General features: G+C 72.2%; 14 protein-coding genes and 2 pseudogenes. 11 read left to right on the forward strand and 5 right to left on the reverse strand.

Annotation, left to right across the window (positions count from 1 at the left end; all coding sequences use genetic code 11):
- Nucleotides 1–244: 244 nt before the first annotated feature.
- From ACFY7C_RS00130 to ACFY7C_RS00150, 5 genes and pseudogenes are all read right to left on the reverse strand, one after another.
- The gene (locus tag ACFY7C_RS00130; RefSeq protein WP_389641408.1) at nucleotides 245–718 is read right to left on the reverse strand and encodes a hypothetical protein; all 474 of its coding nucleotides are present in this window, start codon (nucleotides 716–718) and stop codon (nucleotides 245–247) included.
- The gene (locus ACFY7C_RS00135) at nucleotides 715–1,170 is read right to left on the reverse strand and encodes a DUF6228 family protein (protein ID WP_389641410.1); all 456 of its coding nucleotides are present in this window, start codon (nucleotides 1,168–1,170) and stop codon (nucleotides 715–717) included. Before ACFY7C_RS00135 ends, ACFY7C_RS00130 begins: the two co-directional genes overlap by 4 nt.
- 33 nt (nucleotides 1,171–1,203) lie before the next feature.
- A pseudogene (locus tag ACFY7C_RS00140) lies at nucleotides 1,204–1,397 on the reverse strand (DUF2199 domain-containing protein); the annotation flags it as partial.
- Between the two features lie 17 nt (nucleotides 1,398–1,414).
- The gene (locus ACFY7C_RS00145; protein WP_389646101.1) at nucleotides 1,415–1,675 is read right to left on the reverse strand and encodes a hypothetical protein; all 261 of its coding nucleotides are present in this window, start codon (nucleotides 1,673–1,675) and stop codon (nucleotides 1,415–1,417) included.
- Between the two features lie 92 nt (nucleotides 1,676–1,767).
- A complete protein-coding gene (locus ACFY7C_RS00150) occupies nucleotides 1,768–2,031 on the reverse strand; it encodes a WhiB family transcriptional regulator (RefSeq protein ID WP_389641412.1) in 264 nt (87 codons plus the stop codon).
- A gap of 360 nt (nucleotides 2,032–2,391) precedes the next feature.
- On the opposite strand from ACFY7C_RS00150, the gene ACFY7C_RS00155 reads away from it, so the two are divergent.
- The 11 genes and pseudogenes from ACFY7C_RS00155 (at nucleotide 2,392) to ACFY7C_RS00205 (ending at nucleotide 14,603) form a co-directional block, all read left to right on the forward strand.
- A complete protein-coding gene (locus ACFY7C_RS00155) occupies nucleotides 2,392–3,003 on the forward strand; it encodes a non-ribosomal peptide synthetase (protein ID WP_389641414.1) in 612 nt (203 codons plus the stop codon).
- Nucleotides 3,000–3,470: pseudogene (locus tag ACFY7C_RS00160) on the forward strand (HAD family hydrolase); the annotation flags it as partial. The gene ACFY7C_RS00155 and the pseudogene ACFY7C_RS00160, both read left to right, overlap by 4 nt.
- 973 nt (nucleotides 3,471–4,443) lie before the next feature.
- A complete protein-coding gene (locus tag ACFY7C_RS00165; RefSeq protein WP_389645830.1) occupies nucleotides 4,444–5,166 on the forward strand; it encodes a class I SAM-dependent methyltransferase in 723 nt (240 codons plus the stop codon).
- Nucleotides 5,166–7,067, forward strand: a complete 1,902-nt coding sequence (locus ACFY7C_RS00170) for a hypothetical protein (RefSeq protein ID WP_389646103.1) — start codon at nucleotides 5,166–5,168, stop codon at nucleotides 7,065–7,067. The genes ACFY7C_RS00165 and ACFY7C_RS00170 overlap by 1 nt, the downstream gene beginning before the upstream one ends.
- Nucleotides 7,068–7,126: 59 nt before the next feature.
- The gene (locus tag ACFY7C_RS00175; RefSeq protein WP_389641416.1) at nucleotides 7,127–7,681 is read left to right on the forward strand and encodes an AAA family ATPase; all 555 of its coding nucleotides are present in this window, start codon (nucleotides 7,127–7,129) and stop codon (nucleotides 7,679–7,681) included.
- 109 nt (nucleotides 7,682–7,790) lie between these two features.
- Complete coding sequence (locus ACFY7C_RS00180) at nucleotides 7,791–8,561, forward strand: aminoglycoside phosphotransferase family protein (RefSeq protein WP_389641418.1); 771 nt, start codon at nucleotides 7,791–7,793, stop codon at nucleotides 8,559–8,561.
- A gap of 468 nt (nucleotides 8,562–9,029) precedes the next feature.
- Nucleotides 9,030–10,343 carry an MFS transporter gene (locus ACFY7C_RS00185; protein ID WP_389641420.1) on the forward strand — a complete coding sequence of 438 codons (1,314 nt, stop codon included), beginning with the start codon at nucleotides 9,030–9,032 and terminating at the stop codon, nucleotides 10,341–10,343.
- A complete protein-coding gene (locus tag ACFY7C_RS00190) occupies nucleotides 10,333–11,544 on the forward strand; it encodes a methyltransferase (protein ID WP_389641422.1) in 1,212 nt (403 codons plus the stop codon). The genes ACFY7C_RS00185 and ACFY7C_RS00190 overlap by 11 nt, the downstream gene beginning before the upstream one ends.
- Nucleotides 11,541–12,176 carry a LuxR C-terminal-related transcriptional regulator gene (locus ACFY7C_RS00195; protein ID WP_389641424.1) on the forward strand — a complete coding sequence of 212 codons (636 nt, stop codon included), beginning with the start codon at nucleotides 11,541–11,543 and terminating at the stop codon, nucleotides 12,174–12,176. Before ACFY7C_RS00190 ends, ACFY7C_RS00195 begins: the two co-directional genes overlap by 4 nt.
- Nucleotides 12,177–12,399: 223 nt before the next feature.
- Nucleotides 12,400–13,233, forward strand: coding sequence for a class I SAM-dependent methyltransferase (locus ACFY7C_RS00200; RefSeq protein WP_389641426.1), 834 nt, complete (start codon nucleotides 12,400–12,402; stop codon nucleotides 13,231–13,233).
- A complete protein-coding gene (locus tag ACFY7C_RS00205) occupies nucleotides 13,230–14,603 on the forward strand; it encodes a phosphotransferase (RefSeq protein WP_389641428.1) in 1,374 nt (457 codons plus the stop codon). Before ACFY7C_RS00200 ends, ACFY7C_RS00205 begins: the two co-directional genes overlap by 4 nt.
- Nucleotides 14,604–14,613: the final 10 nt, after the last annotated feature.

Below are 14,613 nucleotides of genomic sequence, written 5' to 3' on the forward strand. Positions count from 1 at the left end.
ACGCAACCTGGGATGGTCCCCCGCACCCTCTGCAGGGATCTATGTGATCCCGCCTGAGAGAAGTGAAGAAGAAGATGTGGGGTGCATGCTCTACCTTGGGGGAGCACAGCCAATTCATGTGGATCCGGTCGCGAACTGAGGCGCCTTATTCGGATTTTGTACTCGATCTGACGACCGGGAACTGATCTAGGTCAAGCACGTCGCAAGTTGCTCACGGTCCAGCGCTCTTGGGCGCCGTCCGGGCTTACGTGTCTTGTGGATGCTGGTGGGTGCGCCAGAGGCGTCTGAGGGCTTCGAGTTCAGTTCGGGGGAAGTGCTCACCCCACTTGCCTCGGTAGCCGCTCTCGCCGTAGGTCTTCGCGACCTCGTCGAAGCAACGGATCACAGCGCGGGCGAGCTGGTCGAGGCCGAGCTGACTCGACCAGATCTCGTTTCCCTTGTTGGCGTGGTCTCTGCCGTCGCGTAGTTCGAGCACGCGGATCCAGGTGTCCTCGCCTTCGCGGTAGAAGATCCACCGGTAGACGGTCGGCTCGGCCTCGAACTGGGCACGGGTCTCTGGCTCGCCGGCGACGAGCCGGGCCACCGCAGTCAGGAAATCCTCGGGCGCATTGCTGATGTAGGACGCGGTGAGCTCGACTTTCACCTGGTGATCTTCAACGGTGCAGTCGGCCCACCCGGATCCCGCCAACATCCAGGTGATGCGCATGCCGGATGTCACGGCTGCTCCTTGGTGAGGAAGCTCCGGACGTCGGCCGCCAGGGAAGCCATCGGCTCGCCGGCCTCCAGCCAGGTGGTCACCGAGGCGCCCCAGCCGCCAGCGGCCTGTGGCCACGGCCGCAAGGCCCAGGTCAGGCCGACGTAGCCGCCGGATCGGAAGACGGCCGACACCGTCAGGTCTCGGTCGTTGGTCTGCCAGCTCCGTTCGCCGTCCCATCCCCGGTAGTCGGCAACGAGCTCGTCCAGGAACGTGGTGAGATCGCTGTCCCAGATCCAGGCGACGACCTCGCTGACACGAGCGGTCAGGCCCGGGGCCCGGAGCTCGACGGCATAGTGCACCGAGTCCGCGTCGAAGCTGAACCGGTCACAGAACGTCACGCCCACGGATGAGTTGTCCTGGCAGCGAATGGTCACGCTGGACTTGTCATCGATGTGGCCGCCTGGGGATGTCATGCACGGAACGCTAGGCCAGTGCTGCCTTGATCGTCATCCGGATTCGCCGCTGACATGGTGCAACAGGGCTTCGGCGATCTCACGCACGCGGTCCATGGTGATGCCGGCGCGCTGTTCGACAGCGAGCGGGTGGTCGGTGGGCTCGAGCTCGTGAGGGGACGCTCGCCGGCCGGGCGGGTGTGGAGGTTGGTCTTCAAATTGATGGTGCTGGGGGAGTAGATAGGCAGCTACGCGATCAGATGGTTCAGATGGCCGAGACCGGGTCACCTTCAGCGAGACACGTCAATAATCCACCGGCCGCAACGCGCGCATTGCGCAACTTCTGATAGTCGGAACTACCAGCAGAGCCGTCCGGGTCCTGGTGGGAGCCAGTGATGCGGGCGACGCCGACCACCGCGCCGGTCACCAGGTCGCGGCCCCGGATCGTGCGGGCGACCAGCGGCTCGCGCAAGGCGGTGCGGTCGATCTGCTTCGCCGCGTGAGCAGTACCCAGCCCGGTCGCCACGACGGCTGAGGCCGGGGTGTGCGGTGAGGTTGGGGGCGTCCGTCCGGTACGGGGGAAGGTCCTGTTCCGGACGGACGGTTGAGCGGGGGGCGTCAGGCCGTGGTGGCGGCGCGGCGTTCGGCGCGCAGGCGGCGGCGGTCGTTGAACGTGGTGCCGGCCCAGATCGCGGATCCGGCGCGGGTCGGGTGGTCCAGGGCCCAGGCCAGGCACTGTTCGCGGGTGGCTTCGGGGCATGCGCTGAGGCAGGCCAGCTGGCCGTTCAGGCGCTGCTTGGGGGTCCTGGTCCAGTCCTCGGGGTCGGCGTTGGGCGCCCGGCACGGTTCGTTGCCGGTCAGCTGCGGCCACCTGCGGCGCATCGTGCTCGGCGGTGAAGCGCTCCACCCCGGGCCGCTGAAGCAGTGGATCAGCCGGTACGACGTGGCCAACGCCTAAGGCCCGACCGAGGCGTGCGTCGAAGCGATCGTCCACCGGCACGTCCACGCGGGCGAAGACCCGGTCCCGATCGGCTTCCCCCTGCCCGGCGTACGGGCCTGGGTCCTCGACGACTACCAGCAGCCGGTAGCGGCCGGGGCGGGGAGCCATACCTCGGCGGCGCCGGCCTCGCCTCCGGCTACCTGGACAGGCCCGACGAGACCGCGAAGGCGTTCCTCCTGCTGCGGTTGCCCGGCCCCGACGATGTCCGGCGGTCCGAGCGGGTGTACCGGACCGGGGACGTGGTGCGCGAGCGGCCACGGGTCGGACGCCTCGTCTTCCTCGGCCGCGCCGACAACCAACTCAACGTCGGCGGCGTCCGCCTGGAGCCGGCCGAGGTCGAACAGGCCGCCACCCGGATGCCCGGCGTGCGGGCAGCCGCGCTGCTGACCGACCGGGGGACGAGCGGCAGACCCCGACTGGTCCTGCACGTGGAGACCGACGACACAGGCTTACCGGAGCGGCTGCGCAGGCAGTTGGCGGACCTGCTGCCGCCGGCGGCCGTCCCCGCGCTCATCACCGCGCGCCCGGCCCTGCCCCGGACCTCCTCGGGGAAGATCGACCGCCGCGCCCTCGCCGCCGCTTCCAATCCGGAGCCCGCAGGGGCGGGGACGCGTACGGGGGTAGCGCAGCCGGGGCTTCCCGAGGTCGTCGCGGGCTGGTGGCAGGAGCAGACCAGAGCTCCGGCCGACGGCGCGCGGGACTTCTTCGCCTCCGGCGGCGACTCCCTGGGTGCCCTGCTCCTGCTGCAACAGATCAACGAGAAGTACGGCACCGAGATCCAGCTCGCCGCGTTCTACGCCAATCCCACCACCCGGTTCCTCACCACCGCCCTGACGCCCGGGAGTACACCATGACCTCTTCGGTACGCGGACTGCTCATCGACCTCGACGGCGTTCTACGGCTGTGGCCGCGCCGCAGCGCGATCAAGGCCGCCCGGGACTGCGGCCTGCCCGAGCAGGCCGTCCGCAAGATCGCCTACGACGGCGGCTTCGACCTGGCGCACCACGGCGTGTGGAGCCACGAGCAGTGGGTCGAGCAGGTCACCGCGCGCCTGATGGAGGAGTTCGGCGAGGCCGGGGCGCGCGCCGCCAAGCTGTGGGCGGCCGACCGCGGGGACGCCGATCCGGCGATGGCCGACCTGCTGAGGCGGGCCCGCGCGGCCGGGCTGGTCACCTGCGTCCTCACCAACAACACCACCGCCGTCGCAGCCGACTTGCTGTTGCACGGGCTCGCCGACGTGTTCGACCACGTCGCCAACTCCGCCGAGATCCGGGTGACCAAGCCCGCCCCTGGAGCCTACGAGGCGGCGCTGGCGCTGATGGACCTGCCGGCCGCGCAGGTCGCCTTCACCGACGACAGCCGGACCAACATCGCCGCCCTCCACGTGGGCCTGCACGCCCACCACTACACCGGCGCCGAGCAGTTCGAGCGGTTCCTCGCCGACCTCGGCACCCTCCTTCCCCCGGCGGCCGGCGATCCTCCGGCCCGCTCCGCGGGCGTGCCCGCCGGGACGGCACCGCCCGCCGGCCACGCGGAAGCCGACGAGGCGACCACGGTGGCGACCCGCTACGCCACCACCGGCCTGCCACCGGCGGTCCTCGCCGCCCGCCTGGCCGTACACGACCCGACCGTCACCGTGGTGCCGCTCGGCCCCGACAGCCTCACCACTATCGGCGCTAGTGGAGCCCTGACCACCTGGCGGCTGCTGCCGCACGGCGCGGACCCCCGGGCCGCCGCCGGACACGTGGACGCCTGGGCGGAGACGGCCGGTGACGTGGACGCCGAACACCTGCCGCCCTGGACCCCCGCCGCCCGTACGGCCGCCGCTCCGCACGCCGACGACCTGCTCCACCACACCGGCTGGGCCCTGCACCAGCTCGCCGCCGCCGACCGCGGCGGCGACATGCTGGCGGCCGCGACCCATCTGGATACCGTCCGCCAGCACCTCACCGCGCTGGCCACCCTGCTCGTGCGCCACCAGCAGGCGCCCTGGCCCGGCGCCACGGCCTCCCGCTACCTCCCCCCGGCCACCCGCGAGGCGCTGACGGCCTCGCTGCGCACGGACCCCACCACCCGTACCGGTCTCGCCGCCGGTCTCCGGCCGCTGCTCGGTCTCCTGCGCCACCTGCGCCAGATGACCCAGCTCGTCCTGGACACCACCAGTTCCTGGCCGTGGCCGCACACCACCGCCGCGCTCACCCCACTGCTCGACGGGCCCCCGGACCTGTCCGCCCAGGCCCCCGAAGACCCTCTACACACCGGCCCTGGCCGCGGTCTACGAGCAGCACCGCCCCTTGGCGCAGCCCATGGCCGACGCGCTGCGCTGCTGGGCGGCGCAGGAGCTGTCCGGGTGCGATGTGGTGGAGCTGGGCGCTGGGACCGGGCGGATCACCCGGCAGCTCGCCGGGCAAGGCCCCGCGTCCTACCGGGCCATCGAACCGTCCGCCGCCATGGCCGCCCACCTACGGGACGCGAACCTGCCGGGCGTCGAGGTCGTTCAGGCCGACGCGCTGCTGTTCCCCCTTCTCTCCCTCGGCGCGGACGTCGTCGTCGAGCACGAGGCGCTGCAGTTCGCCGCCGATCCGCTGCTCGCCGCCGACGAGGCGCTGCGCGTCCTGCGTCCGGGCGGCCGCCTCGTCCGGCTGCTGCTGCACCCGGCTGGCCCCCACCCGCTCGCTGGCATCGACGCCGCCTACCGTCGGGCGGCGTTCGCCGACGGCCCGCGTCCGCTGTTCTTCGGCAAGGGCACCGACCAGCGCATCACCGCCCACCTCGCCGCCCGCAGGCGCCCCACCCAGGACCGGACGCTGGCGGAGTTCAACCAGAACCGCACCGCCGAGCAGGCCCTCGGCGCGCTCGCGGACCGGGCCTGGCCCTACCAGCACCAGCTCACCGACCCCGCCCACCGGGACGGCATGGCGGCCGCCCGGCAGGAAGCCGCCCGCCTGCCCGCGAGCGTGTCCGTGCCCTACGTGCTGCGCGCCCTGATCACGCCCGCCGACCAGGAGGAGTGCTGATGCCCCGCCTTCCCGACGGATACCGCTGGGCGTCCACCCTCGCCGACGCCGCCCGGTTGCTGAACGAGGAGAGCGTGCCCGTCCTTCGGCCCGAGGACACTGGGCGCGCCGAACGGTGGGCGGACATCCTGCACACCTATCCGGCGCCCGACCTCGGCCGGGGCGGGCCGCCGGACGCCCGGGTAGTGAGCCTGGCGGGCCACGAGGACCTCGGCGAGCTCGTCGCCCGCGCGCTCGGCCGCCCCCACCACCTCCTCGACCCCGCCCGGCTCCACGCGCCCGGCGCCCTCGGGCCCGAGGGCGGCAGCGTCCTCGTCGTCGCCCGCTCCCGCGCGCTCACCCTGGGCGTCCTGATGCCGCTCCTGGACGCCGCGACCCGGAACACCACCTTCGCCGGGGTCCTCACCGGCCGCGACGACGCCGCCTGCACCTTCGCCGCGGCCAAACTCCTCGCCTCCCACCTCGACCGGTCCGCCCCCGCGCGCACCGCGCTCCTGGACGGCACCACCGGACTGACCCACGTGCTCACCCCCGGGCGCCCCGACCAGCGCAGCACCCTGGCCGACGTCCTGGACGGCGACTTCGGCAGCCTCCTGGTCGACGCCCACGGCTCCGCCGCGCATGCTTCCCTGGGCACCGTGACCCTGTGCGGGCTGAGCGGACCGGCCGAACACGGCCCCGACGGGACAGTGCTGGCCGGCGGGTGCACGCCGAGCGCTTGCAAGACCGACCCGGCCGGCCGCACCCGCCCCCTCGCCCCGCACGCCCTGCGCGCCCGCGTCCTGGGCCTGTTCGTGTGCAACGCGATCACCCTGGGCGAGAGCGAGCAGTACCCCTCCGACGTGAGCCTGGCCCTGGACGCCGTCGAGGGCCACCCCGGGGCCGTCCTCGGTCTGCTGCGCGGTGACCTGGACACCAGCGGCTACGAACCCCGTCTGACCGCCGCGAGCCTGCACTCCGGCGCCCGGCTCGGCGAGATCACCGCGCTGCTGGACGCCGACGGCCACCGCCGGGGCATCCGCGGCCCCTCCGCGATCCTGCTCGGCGACCCCGAACAACAGCTCCACACCGCCAACACCGCGATCGCCGCCCCCGCCCCGGCGGCGCCCGCGACCATCCGGCCGCCCGCCGACGCCGAGACGCTCAGCAGCTGGCGGGTACGGCTGGCCGATGCCGAGGCCCTCGAGCACGGGCTGTACGCCTCCCTCGACCAGCGCCCCGACGCGGACCTGTCCGCCTGCGTGAAGGAGATGGCTTCCTACCGGCAGACCGCCCAGGAGACGCTCCTGGCCGCCACCCGCACGCCGGACAAGGGGTGGGAGGAGCGTGTCGAGAAGCAGAGCCTTCAGTGGGGGCGCGCCCTCCTTGAGATCCTCAGCCGTACCCGCGGCGGCACGTTCTCCCGCCAGCTCACCGCCGCCCGCCCCCACCACCGCACCACGCGCTGGACGCCCGCGCCCGCGTGCGGATACCGCCGCGCGCCCCAGGAGTTCGAGCACCTGACCAGCCCGCTCGGCCTCACCGACCGGCGCACCCTGCGCTGCCCCAAGTGCGGGCCCGCCCTCAGCCTCCCGCCGACCCTCCAACCCCTCGACATCACCATCCCGTCCGCTCTCCGCCTGGGTCAACCCGTCGAGATCCACCTCACCTTCTCCGAGCAGACCCGTGGCCTGTTCGCCGTCCATCTGCGGCCCCGCTCCACCCGGCGCGGCTCGTACGATCACGCTGCCCTGACCGCCACCCCGGGCCGGCACACCATCGCCCTCACCGTCCCCGCCACGGACACGCCCCTGGAACTGGAGCGCCTCTGGGTCGTGCACGCGGACCGCTTCCACGTCGCCTACCACCAGCGGCGCCTCCCCCTCCTCCCCCACCCCGACCCCACCGACCACCAGCAGTAACCGACCCGGCCGTCTCGCCGGCCGGGAATCAGCACCGCGAACACGAAAGAGACACACGCATGATCATCTGGGTCAACGGTCCCTTCGGCGGCGGCAAGACCACCACCGCCCACCTGCTCCACCAGCAGCTCCCCACCAGCCTGATCACCGACCCCGAGGAGATCGGCTTCGTCCTGCGCAAGAGCATCGGCGACCACCCCACCCGGCAGAAGGACTTCCAGGACTACCCGGCCTGGCGCACCCTGGTCGCCAGCCTCTGCGCCGAGCTCGACCGCCAGACCCAGGGCGGGCCGGTCATCGCACCGATGACGCTGCTGCGCCGCGAGTACGCCGAGGAGATCTTCGACTCCCTGGCCAAGGCCGGCGTCGAAGTGCGCCACCTCCTCCTGCACGCCGACTCCGACACCATCCTCAAGCGCATCGACGGCAGCATGGAGTTCCCCGGCGACGAGGAACGCAGCGAGAAGGTCCGCGCCTTCCGGCGCCGCAAGCTCGCGGACTACGAGCAGGCGTACGCGACCTGGCTGGGCGAGCGGGCCGACGTGATCGACACCACCGCGCTCACCCTGGACCAGGTCGTCGCGAAGGCCCTCACCCTCCTGCGTCTGCCGTGAACAGCCACGCGATAGCGAGGATGGCCGGGCCGGCCGAGGTCATCGCCGACCACAGGTGGCCCGGCACGTCCACCACGGTGCTCCGCCTGCGGCCCCCGACGGACGACAGATGATCCTCAAGTCCAACACCAGCAGCGACAGCTTCCAGCGGGAGCACAGGGCCCTCTGCCGCTGGGCCCCGGCGCTCGGCGCCAGCGCGCCGCAGCTTCTCAACGTTGACGAGGACGCACAGATCCTGCTGATGCCCGCGGTCACTGGCCATCCTCTGCAGTCCCTCACCCTCACCGGCCAGCAGGAGCGCCGCGCCTACGAGCGGGCCGGCGCCCTCCTTGCCCGCTTCTACGACACCGCGCCAGGAACCGCCCTGCCCGCCTTCGGCGCCGAGCGCGCCGCGTACATCCGCACCCAGCTGACCGACGGCACCCATCCCCTGACCGGCGCCGACCTCAGTGTTCTCGATGAGGCACTCCACCTGCTGGAAACCCTCCCGCCTCAGCGGGCTCAGCCCTCCCATCTCGACTTCACCAGCCGCAACGTCCTGTGGGACGCCCGAGCAGAGGTGGGGGTCATCGACTTCGAGACCAGCCGCTACGAGGCCGTCGGCCGGGACTTCCTGCGGATCACACAACGCACCCTCTACCACCGCCCGGACCTTCGCACCGCGTTCTACCGGGGATACGGCCGTGACCCCGATCGGGCGGAGAGCGAGTTGATGCGCATCTGCACCGTCACCGACGCCGCCGCCATCGTCGTCACCGCCACCGCCCGCGGGCAGCACCCCTTCGCCACCGAGGCGCGCAGCATCCTGACCGCCGCCGTACGCGCCTGGCCCGCCCCCGCGCCGGGGACCGCCATCCCGCACGGACGGAGACCCTTATGACACCCCCACCGCGCGCTGGCACGAAGGCGGCCATCACCGCCACCACCAACTTCCACTCCGTTCTCCACCGCGCCCCCGACCTGCTCGCCACACTCCACCACGCCCGTCTTTCGCGCGCAGACGCGCGCTTGAGCGTCGGCGTTTCGGCCAATCCGCACCCCTGCCCATGGTCTGGCAACGCAAGGGTCGGTGCACTGCACACATGCAGAGAACCGCTCAACCGAGGGGTGCATGACCCGTCCGAAAGAGCTGGTGTTCGAAATCGGGTGGCGTCGTTGAACACGGCGACGCCGCGATCACAACCATGAGGGGGAACACATTGTCAGCCGAACGAGACAGCTGCAGAGCCGAGAACCTGCCACAGGAATCGGCTGCGGACAGCGCTCGGCCGGCCTGGATGCGCAGCCCCTACCGGGACATGGGTCACCTCGTGCACACCCTGGCTCGCCGACCGGAGCGGGGCCGATCGTGACGCCCTCCAGCAAAGTTCGTGACGCGGCCGCGGAAGGCGCGGCCGCCGCCCTTCCGCTGCGCACCAACCGGTCCTTTCGGGCGTACTGGGTCGGCGAGGCGGTGACCCTCGCGGGGTCATCGGTTCACGGCGTGGCGCTGCCGGTGATCGCGGTGCTGGAGCTGGACGCCTCCCCCGGCCAGGTGTCGCTGCTGGCCGCCTCGGCAACGGTTCCCGCGTTCGTTCTTGCGCTGCCCGCCGGGGTGGCCGGCGACAGGTATCCGAAGAAGAAGATCATGATCGGAACGGATCTGGCCGCAGCCACGGTGGTGTCCGTGGTGCCGGTCTGCTGGGCCGTGGGAGTCCTGTCCGTGCCCGTGCTCTACGCGGTCGCCCTGCTTCTGGGGGCGCTGACCGTACTGCACCAGGCGGCGTCGATCGCCCTCGTGCCCGAGATCGTCGACCGCGCCCACATGCATCCGGCGAACGCGCGGATCGCCGGCGCGTTCTCCCTGGCGGACACCGCCGGTACCTACGGCGGCACCCTCGTCGTGGGCCTCCTCGGTGCGGTCCGCGCTCTGTGGCTGGACTCCCTTTCGTACCTGTTCAGCGCTTGGTGCGCCTCCCGGATCCGGCCCAGCGCGGCACGCCGGGCGGCTGACCGGCCCGTGCGGATGGGCGCCGCGATCCGCGAGGGGGTCCGCTTCGTGATGCGCGATCCGATACAGCGTCCTCTGGTGCTCTCGCTCGCCGGGCTCGCGTTCGCCGACGGGATCGTGACGACGTTCTTCGCGTACACGCTGCTGACCCGGCTCGACTCCGGCAGCACCGGTCTCGGCCTGGTGATGGGCGTCACCGCCGCCGGCGGCCTCGCGGGGGCGGTGGCCGCCACCCGTCTCGTGGAGCGATTCGGGCCGGCACGCGTGATGCTGAGCGGGTTCCTCTCCTACGCCGTGTGCGGCATACCCGTCCTCCTCTCCCGTCTGGGGCCGGTGTGGCTGGGCGTGATCGCGGCCGCCGGCGCGCTGAGGACAGCGGCCGCGGTCGCGGCGGGCACGACACAACGGTCCCTGCGCCAGCAGCTGTGCCCGCCCGAGCTGCAGTCCCGCGCCCAGCAGACCTCCGTCTGGCTGGTCACCGGACTGCGCCCTGCCGCCGCCCTCACGGCCGGCGCCATCGCCGCCGCCTCCTCCGTGCACGCCGCGCTGATCGCCGGGACCTTGCTCTACCTCGTGCCCGCAGGACTGCTCTGGGTCTCGCCGGTCCGCCTCCTGACCACCATGCCCACTGCCGCACCCACGCCCGTGAAGGACTCCGCTCATGCCTCTTGACCTCCACACGGTGACGAGCGGCCGGCGCGCCGGCATGGTCGACCGGCTGACGACCGACGGTGTCCTGACCGACAAGCTGCTGCGCGACGCGCTGCTTCGCCTGCCGCGCGAGGTCCTGCTCCCGCACGCGTACGTCCGGGTCAGCGGCCCGGGCGCGAACCCGATCGACTGGCGCCTCCTCAACGGCTCCCACCCCGACGACCAAAAGGAGTGGCTCGACCTGATCCACAGCGACGAGTCGATCCTGCTCCAACGCGACGGCGAACCCCTCGACGCTCTCCCCCGCGGCCCGGCGACCGGCGGCCACATGACGTCCATGTCCACCTACACCCCCGCCACCATCGAAGCCCTCCAAGCCATGCAACTCGGCCCCGGGCAACGGTATCTGGAGCTCGGCCCGGGCCCCGGGGTCTCTCTCGCGCTCGCCGCCGCCGTCACCGGCCCCGGCCTCGCCACCGGTGTAGAGCGGAACGGACACATGGCGGCCTTCGCCCAGCGGAACCTGGACCGCCTCGGCGTCGGCGCGACCGTTGTCGAGGGTGACGCGCTCGAAGGGCACGAGCCGCGGGCACCGTACGACCGCATCCACTCCGGCATCGGTGTTCCCAGCGTTCCGGAGCCGTGGGTGGAACAGCTCGCGCCCGGCGGACGGCTGCTCACGACGCTCACGACCCATACGCCGAGCTGGCCGGGACAACTCGTCATTACCCGCACCGCGGCCGGCACGGTCGAAGCGGTCCTGCGGGGCCGGCCTCGCGGGTACCGGCCCTTGCTCGGCTACCGGTGGCTCAACGCCCTGGACCACCGCGCCCGCATCAAGGCCGACCCAGGGACGGCGCGGCCCACGCGGCTCGCGCCGCCGCCGGACGACGCCTACGGATTCTGGCTCGCCGCCGCGTACCTGGTCCCCGGCCTGGTCCGGGACTTCCAGGCCGAAACGATGACCATCGTCGCACCCGAGGACGACTCCTGGGCCGTGGCCGGCCGTGGCGACGGCACAGTGCGAGTCCATGGTCCGCGTGACGTGTGGGCCGAACTCGAAGACGTGCACGCTCGCTGGGAGCGGGCCGGGCGTCCCGAGCAGTACCGGGTCCACCTCCGCGACAGCTCCGGGGCCCAGCACGTCACCTCCGGCACGGGCCCGGAGGCCCTGTCCTGGACGCTGCCTCCACTCGCCGCCGTGCCCCGGCAGGCGCCATGACCGCGCCTCCTCGGATCGCCGTCATACTGCACGCCCCGGACCCCATCTACCAGGCGGGAGTGGTCAGCCTGCTCAGGCCCCGCCCCGAGATCACCCTCGCCGACACCGCCGGACCTGCCGTGGACACCCAGGTCGCGCTGATCGTCACGGACACCGTCAAGGAGCCGACGCTGCGCCTGCTGCGGGAGATCAAGCACACGAGCACAGCACGGTCCGTGCTCATCGTGGCGGACATCGACGAGACGACACTGATCAACGCGGCCGAGTGCGGCCTCGCCGGTCTCCTGCGCCGCGCCGACGCGACGCCGGACCGCCTCGTCCAAGCCATCACGACGGCCGATCGCGGTGACGGATATCTGCCGGACGACCTCAGCCACAGCGTGCTGGAGGCATTCAGCCGTCTGCGGGCACGCCTGCCCAGCCCCGTCGAACAGCGGCTGACGGAGCTGAGCGACCGCGAGGTCGACGTCCTGCGCTGCCTGGCTGAAGGACTCGACACAGCGGAGACCGCCCAGAAGGTCGGCTACGCCGAGCGCACCGTCAAGGACGTCATCCACGGTCTACAGACCCGGCTGCAGCTAAAGAACCGGGCGCATCTGATCGCCTTCGCCTACCAGCACGGCTACCTCTGAGAGACCGCGTCCACACCGCCCCACCAGCCGCACAGCAACAAGGAGTTACGGGTACCCCAACCAGTCGTTCCCCATCTGCACAGCCACATCTGCCCTCGGCACGCCGGTGACACCGACCCGGCGCCGGGCTGCCGCCGCCCTGGGAGATCCTCGACAACGGGCGCCAGAACGAGGCACAGCTGCCGGCCGACGCCGCTGCGCTGCGGGTACTGCTGGAGGACGCGTGAGCACCCGACCGCAAAACGAGCCCAAGGGGCTGTTCACGTCGGCGGCGGACTACGCCCGCCACCGTCCCGGCATCCCGCCAGTGGCCGTCTCGCTCCTCGCCGACACGATGCGGGACGTCGACCGGCCGGTCCTGCTCGATCTCGGCTCCGGCACGGGCCAGGTCCCGGCCGCTCTGCTCCCGGCCGTTCCCCGGATCGCCCGCGTGGACCTGGTGGACCCAGACCAGAACATGCTCCGCCAGGCCGCCGCCACTCTCGAACCCCTGCTGGGCGGCCGCCCGGCCGGCTTCCACCTGGTGGCAGCCGAGGGCTTCACGCCCCCGTTCAACGGCTACCAGGCGGACCTGATCACCTGCGCGCGGTCCTTCCACTGGATGGACCGGTCCGCCGTCCTGCGGATGGCCGACCGTGTCACCGCTGCCGGAGCCGCTGTGGCGATCATGGGGGACGGCAGCCTGTGGACCTACCGGGCGGACTGGACGGCCGCGCTCAAGCAGCTGATCCAGTCCTACCTGGGCGAGGAGCGCCGCGCGGGCACGGGCGGCGTGTATGCCGGGCCGGGCCGACCGTATGAGGATGACCTCGCCGCGTCACCGTTCAGCCAGGTCACCGAGCGCCGCTTCCCTGTCCGCCGTGTCTGGACGCCGGCCCAGGTCCTTGGCTACCTGCGCAGCACGAGCTTCGCCCGCCCCGACTTCTTCGGCGGCCGTCACGACCGCTTCGAAGCCGAAGCCCTGGAGCTGCTGGAGCGGCACAGCGAGCTCGGCGGCCTCGTCGAGGACGCGGTGTTCACCGTGCTGCTGGCCCAACGTCCGGGAGGCAAGGCGTGAGCGGCGGGCGGCACACCGTGCCGGTGGACGTGCACCTGCTCGCCGTCCGTGACGGAGATCGGGGCCCGGAGGTGTTGCTGTCCCGGCGGGCTGGCGACGTGTACGCGAGCGGTCCGTGGCACGCGCCGTCGGGGCATGTGGAGCTCGAGACCGTCGTCGACGCCGTTGTACGCGAAACGCGGGAGGAGACCGGTCTCGTCGTGGAGGCGGCGGACGTGCGGGCGGCCGTCACGGTGCACCACCGGCCGCCGGGCGGTCAGGCGAGGGTCGGGTTCTTCTTCGAGGTCCGCCGCTGGAGCGGCACCCCGCGGGTCGTGGAGAGGGACAAGTGCGACGCGATCGGATGGTTCGCGCTCGACGAGCTCCCGGAGCCGATGGTCGCCTACTGCCGGGCAGGGTTGGACGCCTATCGGGCCGACGCGCGGATGGCCGTGCACTTCCAGGAGCCCGGCGACCCGATCGCCTACGACCCATCCGCCGACCGGCTGATCCTGGTCCCCGCCCCCGGCAGCTGCGGCGCCGTCCCGGAGAAGGCGGTGCGCGCCTTCTCCGAGCAGGCGGTGGGCCGGATCACCAGCTGGACAGATGTCTCCTGGACACGCGAGGAAAGCCGCGTGTGGAGGGTGCGCGGCGCGGAGGGCGGCACATGGTACGTCAAGATCCACCAGAACGACCGCTTCCACCAGCGCGAAGTGGCCGCGCTCCGTGGCTGGGTCCCCGTTCTCGGCGCGGCCGCGCCCCGGCTGGTGTCCGCCGATGCGGAGCTGCGGGTCGTGGTGCTCACCGCGGTGGGAGGCCGGTCCCTGCATGGCGCCACGTACGCGCCCGGGCAGCAGCGCCGGATCTTCTACCGCATCGGGCAGCTCGCGGCCGCCATCCACCGCAGCGCCCCGGCCCGGCCGGCCGGCGGCACGCTGCCCCTGGGGAAGCTGGAGCGGCACCTCGACGGAGCCCGCGCCTATCTCGCCCCTGAGGATGAGGAGTTCATCCGCTCAACGGCCGACAAGGCGGCCGGCCTGCCCGCCTTGGACGTGGTGCCGACACACGGCGACTTCCAGCTGCTCAATCTGCGGTGGGACGAGGCCGCAGATGCCCTGTACGTGATCGATTTCGAGCGGTCGGAGGAAGGCCCGGCGGTGCGGGACTTTGTGCGGCTGGCCGATGCCTGGCATGGCCGTCCCGACCTTCTTGCAGCCGTGATGGGTGGCTACGGCCGTCCCTTCACCTCGGAGGAGGAGGCCCAGTTCACGGTCCTGTCCGTCCTGGATTCCGTCTCCGGCATCTCCTACGGCGCTGGCCACGGCGATCCCGAGCTGGTGGAGCGCGGCCGACGCACCCTGGCCCGGCTCCGCGCCGCGCAACGCCCCTGACCACTACCGC

The sequence above is a fragment of the Streptomyces sp. NPDC012769 genome, assembly GCF_042901205.1.
Classification (GTDB): Bacteria; Actinomycetota; Actinomycetes; order Streptomycetales; family Streptomycetaceae; genus Streptomyces.